Below are 18,658 nucleotides of genomic sequence, written 5' to 3'. Positions count from 1 at the left end.
AAAAAGTGCCTGAGATCACAATTCCAGCTACGCCCCAATCCTCCTCCCCAGCTAATCCCCAGGCGGGATGATGCCGTCAGGCTTTCTCACCGGCACGATAGCGGCAATTTGACCCACTTACTGGATAGAGAGTTTTCCTTATGTCACAGCCTACGCTCAAGAAGGATGCTTTTCTGGCGGCGCTCGCCCGTCAGTGGCAACGGTTCGGCCTCAGTTCCGCGCAGCAAATGACGCAACATCAATGGTGGGAGGCCGTCAGTGCGGCGCTGGCCGAGCAACTGGCCGCACAGCCGGCGCCGCGCAAAAGCGCCAAACCGCTGCGCCACGTAAACTACATCTCGATGGAGTTTCTGATCGGCCGGCTGACGGCGAACAACCTGATCAACCTGGGCTGGTACGACACCGTCGAGCAGGCGCTGGCCGAGCAGAACGTCAAGTTGGCGGATCTGCTGGAGCAGGAAACCGATCCGGCGCTGGGCAACGGCGGGTTGGGGCGGCTGGCGGCCTGTTTCCTCGACTCGATGGCGACGGTGGAACAACCGGCCACCGGCTATGGGCTGAATTACCAGTACGGGCTGTTCCGCCAGTCGTTCCGCGAAGGGCAACAGCAAGAGGCGCCGGATAACTGGCAGCGCGAGAGCTACCCGTGGTTCCGCCACAACGCCGCGCTGGCGGTGGACGTGGGCATCGGCGGCAAGCTGGAAAAGCAGGCCGACGGCCGCGAACTGTGGCGCCCCGCCTTCACCCTGCGCGGCGAAGCCTGGGATCTGCCGGTGCTGGGGTATCGCAACGGCGTGGCGCAGCCGCTGCGCCTGTGGCAGGCGACCCATCAGCATCCGTTCAACCTGAGCGATTTCAACGACGGCAAATTCCTGCAGGCGGAGAAGCAGGGCGTAGAAGCCGACAAGCTGACCAAGGTGCTCTACCCGAACGACAACCATCAGGCCGGCAAGCGCCTGCGCCTGATGCAGCAGTATTTCCAGTGCGCCTGCTCGGTGGCGGACATTTTGCGCAAGCACCATCAGGCCGGCCGCAAGATTGAAGAGCTGCCGAAGTACGAAGTGATCCAACTGAACGACACCCACCCGACCATCGCCATTCCGGAAATGCTGCGCATTCTGCTGGACGAACACCAGCTGGAGTGGGAGGCGGCCTGGGCGATCACCAGCAACACCTTCGCCTATACCAACCACACCCTGATGCCGGAAGCGCTGGAATGCTGGGATGAAAAATTGGTGCGCAGCCTGCTGCCGCGCCATTTCTCCATCATCAAACAAATCAACGCCAGGTTTAAAAAATTGGTGGATAAGCATTGGCCGGGCGACGAGGCGGTGTGGGCCAAACTGGCGGTGCACCACAACAAGCAGGTGCGCATGGCCAACCTGTGCGTGGTCAGCGGCTTTGCGGTCAACGGCGTAGCGCAGCTGCACTCGGATCTGGTGGTGAAAGATCTGTTCCCGGAATATCACCAGCTGTGGCCGAACAAATTCCATAACGTCACTAACGGCATCACGCCGCGCCGCTGGCTGAAACAGTGCAACCCGGCGCTGTCGGGCCTGATCGACGAGACGCTGAAGGTGGAGTGGGCGAGCGATCTCGACGCGCTGCGCGGGCTGGAAAAATTCGCCGACGACGCGGCGTTCCGCCAGCGTTATCAGCAGATCAAACGCGACAACAAGGTGGCGCTGGCCCATTACGTGCACGGCGTGATGGGGTTGACGCTCGACCCGGACGCGATCTTCGACGTGCAGATCAAACGCCTGCATGAATACAAACGTCAGCACCTGAACCTGCTGCACATCCTGTCGCTGTATCGCCAGCTGCGCGACAACCCCAACCTGGACATCGTGCCGCGCGTCTTCCTGTTCGGCGCCAAGGCGGCGCCGGGCTACTACCTGGCGAAGAACATCATCTACGCCATCAATCAGGCGGCCGAGAAGATCAACAACGATCCGTTGGTGAAAGATCGCCTGAAAGTGGCGTTCATCCCTGACTACCGCGTCTCGGTGGCCGAACTGATGATCCCGGCGGCGGATATCTCCGAACAGATCTCCACCGCCGGCAAAGAGGCCTCCGGCACCGGCAACATGAAGCTGGCGTTGAACGGCGCGCTGACGGTCGGCACGCTGGACGGCGCCAACGTCGAAATTGCCGAGCAGGTGGGCGAAGACAATATCTTTATCTTCGGCAATACCGTGGAGCAGGTGAAGGCGATAGTGGCGAAGGGTTACGATCCGCTCAGCTACCGCAAGAAAGACAAGCACCTGAAGGCGATTCTGGACGAGCTGGCGAGCGGCGCCTTCAGCCACGGCGATAAGCACGCGTTCGACATGATGCTGCACAGCCTGCTGGAAGGCGGCGATCCCTACCTGGTGCTGGCGGACTTTGCCTCGTACTGCCAGGCGCAGCGCCGGGTCGATGAACTGTATCGCGATCGGGACGAGTGGACGCGGCGGGCTATCCTTAACACCGCGCGCGTCGGCATGTTCAGCTCGGATCGCTCGATCCGCGATTATCAGCAGCGCATCTGGCAAGCCAAACGTTAAGGAGAGCGAATGGATCGCAAGCGTATCGATCAGGCGGCAGCGCAGGCGGGGATCGCTGCCGATTTCATCAATGCCCACGGCAAGCGGCAGGCGATTGAACCGGAGACCAAGCGCAAGCTGTTGGCGGCCATGAATCGGGCCGATGCCGCGCAGGAAGACGCGGCGTCGCCGTTACCGGCGGTCAAGGTGTTCTATCAGGGCGCGCCGCTGGCGTTGACCCCGGCGGGTGAAGGCGAGTACCTGTGGGCGCTGCAGCGTGAAGACGGCGAATGCCTGCAGGGGCGCGTCGGCGCGCGCAAGACCCTGACGTTGCCCGGCGATTTGCCGGCGGGCTACCATCAATTGACGCTGAGCCAGGGCGTGCGGCAGTGGTCATGCCGCGTGATCGTCGCGCCGAGGCGCTGCTTCGAGCCGGACGCCTTGCTGACCGGCAAGAAACTGTGGGGCGCCTGCGTTCAGCTGTATACGCTGCGTTCCGATCGCAACTGGGGCATCGGCGATTTCGGCGATCTGCGCCTGATGGTGGAGCAGGTGGGGGAACGCGGCGGTGCCTTCGTCGGCCTCAATCCGATCCATGCGCTGTATCCGGCCAACCCGGAGAGCGCCAGCCCCTACAGCCCCTCGTCGCGCCGCTGGCTGAATCTGGCGTATATCGACGTCAACGCGGTGGAGGATTTCCAGCGCAGCGACGCGGCGCAGCGCTGGTGGCAGAAGCCGGCGACGCAGAAGCAGCTGGCCAGGGCGCGCGCCGCGGAGTGGGTGGATTACACCGCCGTGATGCAGCTGAAGCTGGCGGCGCTGAAGCTGGCGTTCCCGCTGTTTCAGGCGCGCCAGCCGAACGACGCGCAGCGTCAGGCGTTCGAGCTGTTTGTGGCTGAGGGCGGCGACAGCCTGTATCAGCAGGCGGCGTTTGATGCGCTGCACGCCCATCTGGCGGCCAAAGACGCCAGCCAGTGGGGCTGGCCGGCCTGGCCCGAACGTTATCGGCAGGGGCAGAGCGAAGCGGTGCGGCAGTTCTGCGCTGAACATCAGGACGCGGTTCGCTTTTATCTGTGGCTGCAATGGCTGGCGGGCACGCAGTTCGCGCAGTGTTTTGACCAGAGTCAACAGCAGCAGATGCCGATTGGCCTGTATCGCGATCTGGCGGTCGGGGTGGCGGAAGGCGGGGCGGAAACCTGGTGTGACCGTGAGCTGTACTGCCTGAAAGCGTCGGTCGGGGCGCCGCCGGATATTCTGGGGCCGCTGGGGCAAAACTGGGGCCTGCCGCCGATGGATCCGCACGTGATGGCGGCGCGCGGGTATCAGCCGTTCATCGATCTTTTGCGCGCCAACATGACCAGCTGCGGCGCGCTGCGCATCGATCACGTCATGGCGCTGTTGCGGCTGTGGTGGATCCCGTATGGCGAAACCGCCGATCGCGGCGCCTACGTCAAATACCCGGTGGACGATCTGCTGGCGGTGCTGGCGCTGGAAAGCCAGCGCCACCGCTGCATGGTGATCGGTGAGGATCTCGGCACGGTGCCGGTGGAAATCGTCGGCAAGCTGCGCGACAGCGGCGTCTATTCCTACAAAGTGCTCTATTTCGAAAGCGACGGCGAACACCATTTCCGCGCGCCGCAGGCCTATCCGGTGCAGGCGATGGCGACCATCACCACCCACGATCTGCCGACGCTGCGCGGCTACTGGCAAAGCGACGACCTGACGCTCGGCAACCGGCTGGGTCTTTACCCGGACGCGGAAATCCTGCGGGCGCTGTTCGCCGATCGGGAACGCGCCAAGCAGGGATTGCTGGACGGATTGCATCGCTATGGCTGCGTGCCGCAGAAGGTGGGCAAGAAGGCGGCGCTGCTCGGCATGAGCCCGCTGCTCAACCGCGGCCTGCAGCGTTATGTCGCCGACAGCGCCAGCGCCTTGCTCGGCCTGCAGCCGGAAGACTGGCTGGATATGGCGGATCCGGTCAACATTCCCGGCACCAGCGATCAGTACCCTAACTGGCGGCGCAAGCTGACCCGGACGCTGGAGGAGATGTTCGCCGACCCGCGGATAAACCGGCTGCTGAAGGATTTGGACAAGCGCCGACGCAAGGTGTCGGTGGGGTGACGATGAGGTGTCGTTGTATTAGGTCAAAGGACGAGAACTTTAGTCCCATCCAAATGACGGATACCCGAATTAATTGGAGTTGCAGCTAGGCGGCAAGTGCGTAAATCCCCAGGAGCTTACTTAAGTAAGTGACTGGGGTGTGCGCATGCGGCCAACAACGCTGCAACTTCAAGTAAGAAGGGTATCAGTAGTAGGAGTGCTCGCCGCGCTGGTGCTCGGTCAGGTCACGCACGCCCTTCAGCTCCGGGAATTTCTGCAGCAGCTCTTTCTCGATGCCTTCTTTCAGCGTGACGTCGACCATCGAACAGCCGTTGCAACCGCCGCCGAACTGCAGAATAGCCATGTTGTCGTCGGTGATCTCCATCAGCGTTACGCGGCCGCCGTGGCCCGCCAGCTGTGGGTTGATCTGCGACTGCAGCACGTACTCCACGCGCTCCATCAGCGGCGCGTCGTCATCGACCTTGCGCATCTTGGCGTTCGGCGCCTTCAGCGTCAGCTGAGAACCCAGCTGGTCGGTCACGAAGTCGATTTCGGCGTCTTCCAGATACGGCGCGCTCAGCTCATCGACATAGGCGGACAGTTTGTCGAACTTCAGTTCGGTATCCGTCGCTTCTACCGCGTCCGGCGGGCAATAAGAGACACCGCATTCGGCCGTCGGCGTGCCCGGGTTGATCACGAATACGCGGATTTGGGTGCCTTCTTCTTGATTTGCCAGCAGTTTGGCAAAGTGTTCCTGTGCAGCATCTGTTATACGGATCATAGCATTAGCTCAATAGTTGACTTCTATAGTCGGTTATAATACGCCCATTGCCGTGGCACTACAACGTGCGGCAAACGCACCATATCTGCACCGAGGCGGCGCCTTGCCGCCGCAGCAGCGCCGCGATCGCCGCGACGGTGCTGCCGGTGGTCACCACGTCATCCACCAAGGCGATATGCCGGCCGGCGACCGGCACGGTACAGGCGAACGCGCGCTGCAGATTGCGTCTGCGGGCAGAGGCGCTCAGCCGCTGTTGCAGGGCGGTTTTGCGCACCCGGCGCAAGGCGGCGGGCTGATAGGCGCAGCCCAGCCAGCGCGCCAGCGGCCGCGCCAGCAGATCGCTCTGGTTATAGCCACGGCGCCAGCAGCGTGATGCATGCAAGGGTACCGCTAAAATCAGGTCGGGTCTGTTCAGATACTGCTCTCTGCGCGCCTGCTGCCACCGCAACAGCATCAGGCGCGCCAGCGTCGGCGCGAGCTCGGGCGCGCGGTGGAACTTGAACCTTTTTACCAGTTGGCTGAGGGGCGCAGCGTAGTCGCCGACGAACACCAGCCGTTGCCAGGGCGGCGGCCGTTGCAGGCAGCGGCCGCAGGGCGTTCGCGCCTTCCCGGCGGGCAATCCGCAGCGCGGGCAACACGGCGGGTGGGCCGGCAGATGGCGCAGGCAGCAACTGCAGATGCCATGACGCATCAGGCTCAACGGTTGTCGGCATAGCCAACAGCGGCTGCGGATTGATAGCATAGCGTCTCCGAGACGGGTAAGCATGAAAGGACAATAACCAATGACAGCGCTGTACTGGCAAACAATAGGCGAAGGCGAACGCGATCTTGTGCTGCTGCACGGCTGGGGATTGAACGCCGAAGTGTGGCGTTGCATTCAGGCGCGGCTGACGCCGCATTTTCGCCTGCACCTGGTCGATCTGCCGGGGTACGGCCGCAGCCAGGGGTTCGGCGCCCTGTCGCTGGAGCAGATGACGGAAATCGTGCTGGCGGCTGCCCCGCCGCAGGCCTGGTGGCTCGGCTGGTCGCTCGGCGGACTGGTGGCCAGCCAGGCGGCGCTGATGCAGCCGCAGCGGGTCAGCGGGCTCATCACCGTGGCCTCTTCGCCGTGCTTTGCCGCCCGCGATGCGTGGCCGGGGATCCGTCCGGATGTGCTGAGCGGTTTCCAGCACCAGCTAAGCCTGGATTTCCAGCGCACCGTCGAGCGTTTTCTGGCGCTGCAGACGCTGGGCACCGAGAGCGCGCGTCAGGATGCGCGCCAGCTGAAAGCGGTAGTGCTCAACCAACCGACGCCGAGCGTCGAGGTACTGAACGGCGGGCTGGAGATCCTGCGCACCGCCGATCTGCGCGCGCCGCTGGCGGAGTTGAATCTGCCGCTGCTGCGGATCTACGGCTATCTGGACGGGCTGGTGCCGCGCAAGGTCGCCGAGCTGCTCGACGCCGCCTGGCCGAACTCCACGTCGCAGATCGTGGCCAAAGCCGCCCATGCGCCGTTTATCTCTCATCCCGATGAATTTGTGACGATGATCGAAGCGTTTATTGCAGCACATTGAATGCAGCGGGAAAACGCACGATAGAGCGCGAAAAAAAACGCCGCCGGGTGGATAAAAGACAAAGCTGTTCAATACTTAGTGAGTCAATGCGTTGGCTGCAAAATGAAAAGACCGCGTGCGGCGATTTTCATTTTGGCGTTTCGTCTCTGGGAAACAGGCCCCGTCAGGGAAAGCAACGAGGCCTGTGGATGTCGCGGCAGCCTGCGGTACTACGCATGGATCCTGGACGGCTTTCATAACAGATAAATTATCCATTGAGAGGTTAGTGTCATGAAATCATTGAAGATGATTATTGCAGCGGCAGTGCTGGGTTCGGTGTCTTTCGGCTCCATGGCGGCAACCCTGCTGACCAAGGAAGATCTGGATAAGAATCCGGGTAAATACGAGAAGATCGGCACCGTCACCACGACGGCGGAAACCACGTCACCGATGGACGCCAAGGAAGAGCTGTCCAAACTGGCGGACGAAAAGGGCGGTCAATACTACGTGATCCTGGCGGGCCGCGAACACGGTAAATTCAGCGCCATCGCCGAAGTTTACAAAGACAAGCAATAAGCCTTGAACGGCAAGGGGCGCCGCTGCGGCGCCCCTGATCGTTAGGCCTTCAGCCGGTAGAACACCGTGCTGCATCCCTGGCCCTGCGGGCAGCTTTTGCAGCCGCCGCTCAGACAGGCGCCGCCATCCTGTTCGATACGTTCCACTTTCCCCATTGCTGTCAAACGATCCAGCATCGCCTGCACCAGCGGCAACGGCGTCGCTAGCGATTGGCTGAGCTGCTGCGCCTGGGCGCTGCCGCGCAGCGCCAGCGCATCGCGCACCTGCAGCAGCCCGGCCATCAGTGACAGCTCCCTTTGGCGCTCTGGCAACAGGCCGCCGGCGTGGCGTTGCCCAGGCGCACCGTGACGCGGCTGCGCGCCCGGCGCAGGCCGAACAGCACCAGCAGATTCACCAGCACCACTGCCAGGATCGCCGTCAGGCTGTACTGCGGGTGTTGGTTGAAGGTCGCCGCCTGATAGAACAGCGTCGCCAGCGAGTAGGCCACGTTCAGCCCCCACAGGATAGAGAAGGTCATCCAGCCGCGGCTCGATTCGCGGGCGATGGCGCCCATCACCGAAACGCAAGGCACATACAGCAGCACGAAGATCAGGTAGCTGTAGGCGGAGATGCCGGAGCCGAATTTGCTGCTCATCACGCCCATCGAACCGACGCCCATCTCACCGTCGCCCTTGCTGGCTTCGATCGGGTTGGACAGCACGCTCAGGCTGAAGGTGTTTTTCAGGCCGTCCCAGGTTTCCTGCAGCGCGCCGCCCAGTTCATCGAGCAAGTTGAAGTTGGCGGCGTCGAACGCCTCTTTGTTGATGTGCTCGGCGGTATACAGCGTATTCAGCGTGCCGACCACCACTTCTTTCGCCATCGCGCCGGTCACCAGCCCAACGGTGGCCTGCCAGTTATCGCTGTGGACGCCCATCGGCTGCAGCAGCGGCGTCAGTACTTTGGAGACGGAGGCCAGCGCGGAGTCGTTGATGTTGTCGACCGTTTTGCCGCTGAACGAGAAGCTGTTCAGGCCGCCGATGAATATGCTGGCCACCACGATCACCTTACCGGCGCGCAACACGAAGCCTTTCAACCGCTGCCAGGTTTGCAGCAGCAGGCTTTTCAGGTGCGGCACGTGGTAAACCGGCAGCTCCATGACGAACGGCGAGGCTTCGCCGCGCATGAGGGTATATTTGAGTACCAGGCCGGTCAGGATCGCCACCGCGATGCCGAGCATATACAGCGAGAACACCACGCCGGCGCCGTCCTGGCCGAAGAAGGCGGCGGCGAACACCGCGAAGATCGCTAGACGGGCGCCGCAGGACATGAACGGCGCCATCATGATGGTGATCAGGCGCTCGCGCTGGGCGTCCAGCGTACGGGCACCCATGATGGACGGCACGTTGCAACCGAAGCCGACGATCAGCGGCACGAAGGATTTGCCCGGCAGCCCGAGCGCCTGCATCAGGCGATCCATCACGAACGCCGCGCGCGCCATGTAGCCGGAGTCTTCCAGGAACGATAGGAACAGGTACATCATGCCGATCTGCGGCACCAGCGGCAGCACGGTGTTGATGCCGCCGCCGACGCCCTGCGCCAGGAATACGGTCAGCCAGTCGGGGAAGTGCAGGGTGTAGCCGAGCCACTGAATGCCCTGAATGAAGATCGCCGCCGAGCCGATATCGAAGATCGGCTGCAGCGCGCCGCCGATATTGATCGCCAGCAGGAACATCAGGTACATCACCAACAGGAAGATCGGCACGCCCAGCCAGCGGTTGAGGATCACTTTATCCAGCATATCGGTCAGGCGGTTGGGCATCGCCTGCTGCGAGTTGCTGACCGCGTCGCACAGGGTGGCGATGGACTGGTAGCGCGCGTCGGCGATCACCAGCGCCGGGTCTTCTTGCTGCTGCTGTTGCAACGCCTGAATGGCCGCAGGCAGCAGCGCGACGGCGGGGCCGGCCAGCCGGTGGCTGTAGATGTCGCCCTCCAGCATCTGCAATGCCAGCCAGCGGCGTTGCACCGCCGGCAGCGTTTGCGGCATGGCGTCGCTCAGCGTGGCGACCGCTTTCAGCAGCAACGGCGGGTAGTTCACCAGCGCCTGCTGTTCGTTGATGCGATGATTGTCGATCATCTGTTTCAGCACGCCGATGCCGTCGGCGCGGGTGGAGATCATCGGTACTACCGGGCAGCCGAGGCGCGCCGACAGCGCGGCGACGTCGATATCGATATGCTGGCTTTTGGCGATGTCGAGCATGTTCAGCGCCACGATGCAGGGGATGCCCAGCTCCAGCAATTGCAGCGTCAGGTAGAGGTTGCGCTCCAGGTTGGAGGCGTCGACCACGTTGATCAGCAGATCGGCGTCGCCGCTCAAAATGTAGTGGCAGGCGATCTGCTCATCGAGCGAGGTTTGCTCCGAGATGGTGGTGAGGGAGTAGGTGCCGGGCAAATCGACCAGCCGCACGTCGGACTGCGGGGTGGTGAAATGGCCTTCTTTGCGTTCGACCGTCACGCCCGCCCAGTTGCCGACCCGTTGGCGTGCGCCGGTCAGCTGGTTGAACAGCGTGGTTTTGCCGGAGTTCGGGTTACCGATTAAGCCGATGGTGAGTTTTTTCATAGTTCAGCGTGTCGTCTTCAAGGAGAACAGCGCCGGCGCAAGGGCGCGTCGGCAAATGGAGGCGTGCCGGTTCAGGGCTGGCCGTCGAGCTGCAGCAGCGCCAGATCTTTCCTGCGCAGCACCAGGCTGACGCGGCGGGTTTTAATTTCTATCGGATCGCCCAGCGGCGCGACGCGCACCACGTCGAACGAAGAGCCGGGCAGCATGCCGAGCGATAACAGTTTCTGGCGGTAGGCCGGCGCAATTTCACCGGAAAAGCCGATAATCTTATATGTGTGTTTAGGTTGAAGCTGCATGTGATTAACCTTCCGGGTGCCGATGAACATCGGGCTGATGATAATTGGACGTTGCCGGCGAAAATGCCACGCCGTCGGCGGTATTCATCCATAAGGTCATGCAATAAAGTGAGCGCAAATAATAGTAATTATCATTATCGCGTTCAATACAAAAAGTAGGGGTATTGTAACCAACTATTATGGCGTCGACAGTTTTTGATGGCGTTGTCTTGATTAACGACGTTTTACCACCGCTTGCGATGGGGAACAAATGAGAATGGCGAGTTAAATCAGTTGCGTATTTGTAGCCAAGTTTTCTCGTTTGCAAATATCGAGGGTTTTTTCCCTTTATTTATTTCCGCTGAAAAGCAATTCGATAACATTATTCCGCCGTAATGCGAGCGGTAACCATTTGTGTTTCTCTCACAATTGGCGAGATGAAAAATGCGTGTTAACAAAGTTGTTAATAAATGGCTGCAGAAGGCATTTTTGCTGGCTGAATAATGAGAGGGTGATCACGCAGGAACAGGAAATAAAAAGATGACGGTTTATTGAGACGGGTCAAGAAATGCCGCAAGTTTTATTCATCAGAAAGGGCGGAGCAGGCTCCGCCCTGTTGGCTCTGACTTAGCGTTTCTTGCCGAATGCCGCCGCCAGCGCGTCGCCCATGGCGCTGTTGCCGGCCGGCGCCGCGTTGCGCGGTTTGGCCTTGTTGCCGCCCGCCGAACGGTTGGCGGTGTCGCGCGACTGTGCCGGCGCGTTGCCGCCGCGGCGCGGCGAGCCTTCACCCGGTTGCTCATCCAGGCGCATGCTCAGCGCGATGCGTTTACGCTGCAGATCGACTTCCATCACCTTCACTTTGACGATGTCGCCGGCCTTCACCACGGTGTGCGGATCTTCGACGAATTTGTCCGCCAGCGAGGAGATGTGCACCAGGCCGTCCTGATGCACGCCGATATCCACGAAGGCGCCGAAGTTGGTGACGTTGGTCACCGAGCCTTCCAGGATCATGCCCGGCTGCAGATCGTTGAGGGTTTCCACACCTTCGGCGAAGGTGGCGGTTTTGAACTCCGGACGCGGATCGCGGCCCGGCTTCTCCAGCTCTTTCAGAATGTCGGTGACCGTCGGCACGCCGAACTTGTCGTCGGTGAAATCAACTGCTTTCAGGCTGCGCACCGCGGAGGCGTTGCCCATCAGATCCTGCAGCGCCTGCTCGGTGGCGGCCAGGATGCGTTGCACCACCGGATAGGCTTCCGGGTGAACGGTGGAGGCATCCAGCGGGTTGTCGCCGTGGTTGATGCGCAGGAAGCCGGCGCACTGTTCGAACGCTTTCGGCCCCAGGCGGCTGACCTTCAGCAGCTGTTCACGGTTGCTGAAGCGGCCGTTCTCGTCGCGCCAGTTGACGATGTTCTGCGCCATCATGCGCGTCAGGCCGGCCACGCGGGTCAGCAACGGCACCGACGCGGTGTTCAGATCGACGCCGACGGCGTTCACGCAGTCTTCCACCACCGAATCCAACTTCTTCGCCAGCTGGCTCTGACTGACGTCGTGCTGATACTGGCCGACGCCGATGGATTTCGGGTCGATCTTCACCAGCTCCGCCAGCGGATCCTGCAGGCGGCGAGCGATGGACACCGCGCCGCGCAGCGATACGTCGAGATCCGGGAACTCCTGCGCCGCCAGTTCGGACGCGGAGTACACCGATGCGCCCGCTTCGCTGACGATCACTTTCTGCGCCCGGACGTCGCTGAACTGCTTTTGCAGGTCGAGATAGAAACGCTCGGTTTCACGCGACGCGGTGCCGTTGCCGATGGCCACCAGCTCTACATTGTGTTTGATGCACAGCGCCGCGACGATGGCGGCGGCTTTGGCCGCTTGCCCGGTGTGCGGGTAGACGGTGTCGGTGGCGACCAGCTTGCCGGTTGCGTCGACCACGGCGACTTTCACTCCGGTGCGCAGGCCCGGATCGAGGCCCATGGTGGCGCGCATGCCGGCCGGCGCAGCCATCAGCAGATCATGCATGTTGCGGGCGAACACGTTGATCGCTTCATCTTCCGCGCGCTCGCGCACCGTGCCCATCAGCTCGGTTTCCAGGTGCAGCAACACCTTGATGCGCCAGGTCCAGTTGACCACCGCCTTGCGCCAGGCGTCGGCCGGAGCGTTGTTCAGGCGCAGATTGAGGTGATTGATGATGATCAGCTCCGCCTGGCTTTCGCGCGGCGCTTCTTCAAACTGCGGATCGGCGTTCAGCGCCAGCTGCAGCACGCCTTCGTTGCGGCCGCGGAACATCGCCAGCGCGCGGTGCGAAGGCACCTGGGAAATCGGTTCGTGGTGATCGAAATAGTCGCGGAACTTGGCGCCTTCGTCTTCCTTGCCCTCGACCACTTTGGACACCAGATGGGCGTTTTTCCACAGGTAGTCGCGCACCTTGGCCAGCAGTGCGGCGTCTTCGGCGAAGCGCTCCATCAGGATATAGCGCGCGCCGTCGAGGGCGGCTTTCACATCCGCCACGCCCTTGTCGGCGTCGACGTAGCGTTCGGCCAGTTGTTCCGGCTGCTGTTGCGGATCCTGCCACAGCGTGTCCGCCAGCGGTTCCAGGCCGGCTTCGATGGCGATCTGGCCGCGGGTGCGGCGCTTCGGTTTGTACGGCAGGTAGAGGTCTTCGAGTTCGGTCTTGCTCAGCGTGGCGTTGATCGCCCCCGCCAGTTGTTCAGTCAGTTTGCCCTGTTCATCGATCGACTTCAGGATGGTCTGGCGACGATCTTCCAGTTCACGCAGATAACCCAGGCGGGTTTCCAGCTGGCGCAGTTGGGTGTCGTCCAGGCCCCCGGTGACTTCCTTACGATAGCGTGCAATAAAGGGCACGGTATTACCTTCATCCAGCAGACGGATGGCGGAGTCGACTTGCTCCGGCCGGGCCTGCAGTTCTGTTGCAATAATGCGGCTCAGTGGGTCATTCATAGGTCTGGTATCTGTATTGAGAACGGTGAATAAACAGGGGACAGTTATACGGATTGATCGGGGAAAATGCCAGTGGAGCGGGCCGCCGCCGCGCGGCCGCGGCGTGGAGAACAGCTCAGGCGGCGGCGTTGGCGGCGGTTCGGAAAAAGCTGAAAGCTTACTTCGGGTAGTCTATCTCGTTCACGTACCACTGCGCCTCGCCCAGCGGCGTATTGACGGTGGCGACGTCCCCGACCTCTTTTTTCAGCAGGGCGCGCGCCATAGGCGCGTCGATGGAGATGTAATCCTTGCGGCCGAAGATCTCGTCGTAACCGACGATGCGAAAGCGTTTGATTTCGCCGTCTTCGTTCTCCACCTCTACCCAGGCGCCGAAGAACACTTTGCCTTCCTGCTGCGGGGAGTAATCGACGATCTTCAACTGCTCCAGGCATTTGGTCAGATAGCGGACGCGGCGATCGATCTCGCGCAGCCGCTTCTTGTTGTACTGGTAATCGGCGTTTTCGCTTCTGTCGCCCAGGCTGGCGGCCCAGGTCACTTTCTTGGTCACCTCGGGGCGTTCTTCGCGCCAGAGGTAATCCAGCTCTTGTTTGAGCTTGTCATACCCTTCACGGGTTATCAGTTGAGTTCTCATCGTGATTTATCTTTATGGGGTTACCGCCACAGTGTACGTGAATGCGGGGGGCTTTAGAAATGGCGCGCGGGCCTGCGCGTTGTCGCACGGTTTTTATTCAGTTTGCGCAGCTTTTAACAATCGGGAGTATGCTTAGCGATAGCGGAAAAGGAATGTGACGAAAGGAGGATATCTGGCGAGAGAGACAAGGAATTTTGGCGCACAACCCAACACATTGAAGGTATTACCGCATGGAATTTAAAGATTACTACGCCACGATGGGCGTTGAGCCCAACGCCGATCTGAAAACCATCAAAACGGCCTACCGTCGGCTGGCGCGTAAATATCACCCTGACGTGAGCACTGAAGACGACGCCGAAAGCAAGTTCAAGGAAGTGGCCGAAGCCTATGAGGTGCTGAAGGACGAGGAGCGCCGCGCCGAGTACGATCAGATCCGGCTGCATCGCAACGATCCGAACTTTGGCCGCCAGGCGCGCGGCGATCACGGCGGCTATCAGCAGAGCGCTTCATGGCACGGCGGCGGCGCCGACGCGCAAGACTTCTCCGATTTCTTCGAAAGCATGTTCGGCGGGCGGGCGGCGGGCGGGCATCGCTCCGCTTCGCACTCGCACGGCGGGCATGGCTTCCGCGGCCAGGATCTCGAAATGGAGGTGCCGCTGTTCCTCGAGGAAACGCTGCATGGCCAAAGCCGCGAGATCTCCTACACGCTGCCGGTGTACGACGAGCTGGGGCGGCAGGTGAGCGAAGCCAGCAAAACGCTGAACGTGAAAATCCCGGCCGGCGTGGGCGACGGCGAGCGCATTCGCCTCAAGGGGCAGGGCGTTGCCGGCGTGGGCGGCGGCCAGAACGGCGACCTGTATCTGGTCATCCGCCTCGCGCCGCATCCGCTGTTCGAAATTGATGGCCACAATCTGAGCATCGTGGCGCCGCTCGCCCCGTGGGAAGCGGCGCTCGGCGCCAGCATCGAGGTGCCGACGCTGACCGGCAAAATCGCGTTGACCGTGCCGGCCGGCAGCCAGAGCGGCAAACGGCTGCGGGTCAAGGGCAAAGGGCTGGCGGGCAAGAAAGAGCCCGGCGATCTGTATGTCATTCTCAAGGTGGTGATGCCGCCGAAGCCGAACGAGAAGGCCAGCGCCCTGTGGCGAGAGCTGGCTGAGCAGGCGGCGTTCAACCCGCGTGCGGAATGGGAGTAAAGCACATGATGAAGAAAGAGATCACATTCACCGTGGTGGAACTGTGTCAGCGAGTGGAGATTTCAGAGGATGAATTGGTCGAGATCGTCGGCCTGGGCGTGATCGTGCCGCTGGAGCCGGCGCAGCCGCGCTGGGAGTTCGATTACCCGGCGCTGAGCCATCTGCAGCGCGCGCGCAGGCTGCGTGCCGAGCTGGATCTGGATTGGCCGGGGATCGCTATGGCGTTGACGTTGCTCGATCGGGTTGATGCGCTGCAGCAAGAGAACCGGCAGTTGCGCCGGCAGCTGGCGCGTTTCCTGCAGACTTCCTGACCCGACGGCTAAACGCCACCGGTCGGTTCGCCGGTGGCGAAATTGTGCAAAATTGGGCCGTCGCCCCACATTGCGCCGATAAAGGGCGAAATTTTAACGAACCCCCGTCGACATTCACTGAAAATTGTTGATAAATGGGGAAAAGAATAAGCTTTGTAACAATTTCGTCTAGAATACATACCATTAAACGCTGTCTCAAATGGCAAGGTTTTCTAACAATATTCGAGTCAGGCAATAAAGCCTTTGGGAGTAATACCATGCAAGAGAATCATAAGATCCTGGTTGTCGATGATGACATGCGCCTGCGCGCGCTTTTAGAACGTTATTTAACCGAGCAGGGCTTCCAGGTTCGCAGCGTTGCCAACGCTGAGCAAATGGATCGCTTGCTGACTCGTGAATCCTTCCATTTGATGGTGCTCGATCTGATGTTGCCGGGCGAAGACGGCCTGTCCATCTGCCGCCGCCTGCGCAGCCAGAGCAACCCGATGCCGATCATTATGGTCACCGCCAAAGGCGAAGAGGTCGATCGCATCGTGGGGCTGGAAATCGGCGCCGACGACTACATTCCTAAACCGTTCAACCCGCGTGAGCTGTTGGCTCGTATCCGCGCGGTGTTGCGCCGCCAGGCGAACGAACTGCCGGGCGCGCCTTCGCAGGAAGAGGCGGTGATCGCGTTCGGCAAATTCAAACTGAACCTCGGCACCCGCGAAATGTTCCGCGAAGACGAACCGATGCCGTTGACCAGCGGCGAGTTCGCGGTACTGAAGGCGCTGGTCAGCCACCCGCGTGAACCGCTGTCGCGCGATAAGCTGATGAACCTGGCGCGTGGCCGCGAATACAGCGCCATGGAGCGTTCCATTGACGTGCAGATCTCTCGCCTGCGCCGCATGGTTGAAGAAGATCCGGCGCATCCGCGTTATATCCAGACCGTGTGGGGTCTCGGCTACGTCTTCGTACCGGACGGCAGCAAGGCATGAGGCGATTGCGCTTTTCACCGCGTAGCTCGTTTGCCCGAACCCTGTTGTTGATCGTCACCTTGCTGTTCGTCAGCCTGGTGACGACCTATCTGGTGGTGCTGAACTTCGCCATCCTGCCCAGCCTGCAGCAGTTCAACAAGGTGTTGGCCTACGAAGTGCGTATGCTGATGACCGATCGGCTGCAGCTGGAAGACGGCACGCTGCTGGAAGTGCCGCCGGCATTCCGCCGTGAGATCTACCGCGAACTGGGCATCTCTCTCTACACGAATTCGGCGGCGGAGGAGAGCGGCCTGCGCTGGGCGCAGCACTACCAGTTCCTCAGCCAGCAGATGGCGCAGCAGCTCGGCGGGCCGACCGATGTTCGGGTGGAGGTGAACAAGAACTCCCCGGTGGTGTGGCTGAAAACCTGGCTGCAGCCCGATATCTGGGTGCGCGTGCCGCTGACAGAAATCCACCAGGGCGACTTCTCGCCGCTGTTCCGCTATACGCTGGCGATCATGCTGCTCGCGATCGGCGGCGCCTGGCTGTTTATCCGCATTCAAAACCGCCCGTTGGTGGAGCTGGAACATGCGGCGCTGCAGGTGGGCAAGGGCATCATTCCGCCGCCGCTGCGCGAGTATGGCGCTTCCGAAGTGCGGTCAGTGACTCGCGCATTCAATCAGATGGCGTCGGGCGTCAAGCAGCTGGCGGACGATCGCACCTTGCTGATGGCCGGGGTCAGCCATGACCTGCGCACGCCGTTGACGCGCATTCGGCTGGCGACGGAGATGATGAGCGCCGAAGACGGTTATCTGGCCGAGTCGATCAATAAAGACATCGAAGAGTGCAATGCCATCATCGAGCAGTTCATCGATTATCTGCGCACCGGGCAGGAGATGCCGACCGAAAGCAGCGATCTGAACGCCATTTTAGGCGAAGTGGTCGCGGCGGAAAGCGGCTATGAGCGGGTAATTGAAACCGCGCTGTCGCCGGGCGAGCTGATGATGAATGTGCATCCGCTGTCGATTAAGCGGGCGGCGGTGAACATGGTGGTGAACGCGGCGCGTTACGGCAACGGTTGGATCAAGGTCAGCAGCGGTCGCGAGCTGCAGCGCGGCTGGTTCCAGGTGGAAGATGACGGCCCGGGCATCAAGCCGGAAGAATTGAAGCACCTGCTGCAGCCGTTCGTACGCGGTGACAGCGCGCGCAGCACCAGCGGCACCGGTCTGGGGCTGGCGATCGTGCAGCGTATTATCGACGCGCATGACGGCGAACTGGATATCGGCACCAGCGAGCGCGGTGGGCTGTTGATCCGCGCGTATATTCCGTTGCCGATGGAGAAAAAAGAGTCGACCAACGGCCATCAAACGGCCAGGGAAAACGCCTGACACTCTGGTGTGGGCCGCGCCGCTGCGGCCCCGTCAGGACTTTCTGCTCATCACGTAGTATTCCGCCGCATCTTCATGCAACCGACGGCCGGTCGGCGCCTGCCACGGATCGATTAACTCGATGCCGCAGTGGAGGAAGTCTTTGGTATTGCGGGTGGCCAGGGCGGCGCCGTAATGCAGGCAGGTGGCGGCGATTTGGGTATCCGGCACGCTCATCGCTTTACCCAGCAGCCGATTCCTTGCCGTCAATTCCGCGTATTGCATCGCGCACAGCCCATCAAACGGCAATATCTGCCCCTCGAACTTCAATTCAATGGCGTCCGCCAATTTCAGCTTGAGATCCCGCTGGCGCTTGCCGTCAGGCATGCAGGCGACGCCGCTAAACAGTTCGGCAAGGACAATGGCGCTGAGATAGAGCTCGTCATTGTCCTTTTCATTTAACCAGTTAATGACGTTGTAGTACGGGCTGGGACGCAGCGTTTCTGAAATGACGTTGGTGTCGATAATGATCATGCGTTGTCATCTTCATCATCAAAGGTGACGATGCGTGGCGGCACGGCGTCACGCGGTGGGATCTCCAGCTCAACGCCGCCGAATTCGGCGAAGTGCTGATGCATCCAGGTACCCAATCCATAGCGCGGCGGCTTTTTCACCAGCGCCTGTTTCAGGATCATGCGCGCTTCCTCTTCCATGGAATGGCCGTTTTTCGCCGCTGAGATACGCAGCAGCTCTTTGATTTCGTCGTCCAGATTTCTGACGGTGATAGTAGCCATTGAAACCTCCTTTGCTATCAATGATTGCATTGACTTATTTTCTCGTCTTGCCGGTTAAAA

The 18,658-nt window shown here is 61.1% G+C and carries 17 protein-coding genes; 8 read left to right on the top strand and 9 right to left on the bottom strand.

Features of this window, described 5'->3' with window-relative positions:
• Positions 1 to 140 precede the first annotated feature (140 nt).
• The gene (gene malP, locus ACTJJ6_RS19935) at positions 141 to 2,546 is read left to right on the top strand and encodes a maltodextrin phosphorylase (RefSeq protein WP_110147488.1); all 2,406 of its coding nucleotides are present in this window, start codon (positions 141 to 143) and stop codon (positions 2,544 to 2,546) included.
• 9 nt (positions 2,547 to 2,555) lie between these two features.
• Positions 2,556 to 4,646, top strand: a complete 2,091-nt coding sequence (malQ, locus tag ACTJJ6_RS19930) for a 4-alpha-glucanotransferase (protein ID WP_440803948.1) — start codon at positions 2,556 to 2,558, stop codon at positions 4,644 to 4,646.
• A 184-nt stretch (positions 4,647 to 4,830) separates the two neighbouring features.
• Here the strand turns inward: malQ and nfuA are convergent, their stop codons facing one another.
• Positions 4,831 to 5,406 carry a Fe-S biogenesis protein NfuA gene (gene nfuA, locus ACTJJ6_RS19925; protein WP_004930777.1) on the bottom strand — a complete coding sequence of 192 codons (576 nt, stop codon included), beginning with the start codon at positions 5,404 to 5,406 and terminating at the stop codon, positions 4,831 to 4,833.
• Positions 5,407 to 5,464: 58 nt separating this feature from the next.
• A complete protein-coding gene (gene gntX, locus ACTJJ6_RS19920; protein ID WP_028128296.1) occupies positions 5,465 to 6,148 on the bottom strand; it encodes a DNA utilization protein GntX in 684 nt (227 codons plus the stop codon).
• Between the two features lie 40 nt (positions 6,149 to 6,188).
• On the opposite strand from gntX, the gene bioH reads away from it, so the two are divergent.
• Positions 6,189 to 6,959: a pimeloyl-ACP methyl ester esterase BioH gene (gene bioH / locus ACTJJ6_RS19915; protein ID WP_016930386.1), complete on the top strand. Its 771-nt coding sequence runs from the start codon at positions 6,189 to 6,191 to the stop codon at positions 6,957 to 6,959.
• A gap of 270 nt (positions 6,960 to 7,229) precedes the next feature.
• The gene (locus ACTJJ6_RS19910) at positions 7,230 to 7,514 is read left to right on the top strand and encodes a YdgH/BhsA/McbA-like domain containing protein (RefSeq protein WP_004930765.1); all 285 of its coding nucleotides are present in this window, start codon (positions 7,230 to 7,232) and stop codon (positions 7,512 to 7,514) included.
• 41 nt (positions 7,515 to 7,555) lie between these two features.
• Here the strand turns inward: ACTJJ6_RS19910 and ACTJJ6_RS19905 are convergent, their stop codons facing one another.
• From ACTJJ6_RS19905 to greB, 5 genes are all read right to left on the bottom strand, one after another.
• A complete protein-coding gene (locus ACTJJ6_RS19905) occupies positions 7,556 to 7,795 on the bottom strand; it encodes a FeoC-like transcriptional regulator (RefSeq protein WP_016930385.1) in 240 nt (79 codons plus the stop codon).
• Positions 7,795 to 10,110 carry a Fe(2+) transporter permease subunit FeoB gene (gene feoB / locus ACTJJ6_RS19900; protein WP_016930384.1) on the bottom strand — a complete coding sequence of 772 codons (2,316 nt, stop codon included), beginning with the start codon at positions 10,108 to 10,110 and terminating at the stop codon, positions 7,795 to 7,797. Before feoB ends, ACTJJ6_RS19905 begins: the two co-directional genes overlap by 1 nt.
• Before the next feature lie 71 nt (positions 10,111 to 10,181).
• Positions 10,182 to 10,406 (bottom strand): ferrous iron transporter A, encoded by a 225-nt coding sequence (gene feoA / locus ACTJJ6_RS19895; protein ID WP_028127609.1) that lies wholly within the window; start codon positions 10,404 to 10,406, stop codon positions 10,182 to 10,184.
• 606 nt (positions 10,407 to 11,012) lie between these two features.
• On the bottom strand, positions 11,013 to 13,346 hold the full coding sequence (locus ACTJJ6_RS19890; RefSeq protein WP_033639208.1) for a Tex family protein: 2,334 nt from the start codon (positions 13,344 to 13,346) through the stop codon (positions 11,013 to 11,015).
• A gap of 157 nt (positions 13,347 to 13,503) precedes the next feature.
• Entirely contained in the window at positions 13,504 to 13,977 is a 474-nt protein-coding gene (gene greB, locus ACTJJ6_RS19885; protein WP_016930381.1) for a transcription elongation factor GreB, read from the bottom strand.
• A gap of 230 nt (positions 13,978 to 14,207) precedes the next feature.
• Between greB and cbpA the strand changes: the two genes are divergently transcribed.
• The 4 genes from cbpA to envZ all read left to right on the top strand — a co-directional run bounded on the left by cbpA (position 14,208) and on the right by envZ (position 17,825).
• Positions 14,208 to 15,170 (top strand): curved DNA-binding protein, encoded by a 963-nt coding sequence (gene cbpA / locus ACTJJ6_RS19880; RefSeq protein WP_016930380.1) that lies wholly within the window; start codon positions 14,208 to 14,210, stop codon positions 15,168 to 15,170.
• 5 nt (positions 15,171 to 15,175) lie between these two features.
• On the top strand, positions 15,176 to 15,481 hold the full coding sequence (locus ACTJJ6_RS19875; RefSeq protein WP_004930739.1) for a chaperone modulator CbpM: 306 nt from the start codon (positions 15,176 to 15,178) through the stop codon (positions 15,479 to 15,481).
• A gap of 257 nt (positions 15,482 to 15,738) precedes the next feature.
• The gene (ompR, locus tag ACTJJ6_RS19870) at positions 15,739 to 16,458 is read left to right on the top strand and encodes an osmolarity response regulator transcription factor OmpR (RefSeq protein ID WP_004709363.1); all 720 of its coding nucleotides are present in this window, start codon (positions 15,739 to 15,741) and stop codon (positions 16,456 to 16,458) included.
• Positions 16,455 to 17,825, top strand: a complete 1,371-nt coding sequence (envZ, locus tag ACTJJ6_RS19865; protein ID WP_015379311.1) for a two-component system sensor histidine kinase EnvZ — start codon at positions 16,455 to 16,457, stop codon at positions 17,823 to 17,825. The genes ompR and envZ overlap by 4 nt, the downstream gene beginning before the upstream one ends.
• 33 nt (positions 17,826 to 17,858) lie before the next feature.
• Here envZ and ACTJJ6_RS19860 read toward each other — a convergent pair whose 3' ends face one another.
• Complete coding sequence (locus tag ACTJJ6_RS19860; RefSeq protein ID WP_016930378.1) at positions 17,859 to 18,338, bottom strand: type II toxin-antitoxin system VapC family toxin; 480 nt, start codon at positions 18,336 to 18,338, stop codon at positions 17,859 to 17,861.
• Complete coding sequence (locus ACTJJ6_RS19855) at positions 18,335 to 18,598, bottom strand: FitA-like ribbon-helix-helix domain-containing protein (RefSeq protein WP_004930730.1); 264 nt, start codon at positions 18,596 to 18,598, stop codon at positions 18,335 to 18,337. Before ACTJJ6_RS19855 ends, ACTJJ6_RS19860 begins: the two co-directional genes overlap by 4 nt.
• Between the last annotated feature and the right edge of the window lie 60 nt (positions 18,599 to 18,658).

The organism is Serratia sp. 22278 (assembly GCF_052045405.1).
GTDB lineage: Bacteria > Pseudomonadota > Gammaproteobacteria > Enterobacterales > Enterobacteriaceae > Serratia > Serratia marcescens.
This window is presented reverse-complemented; position numbering and strand designations above follow the sequence as displayed.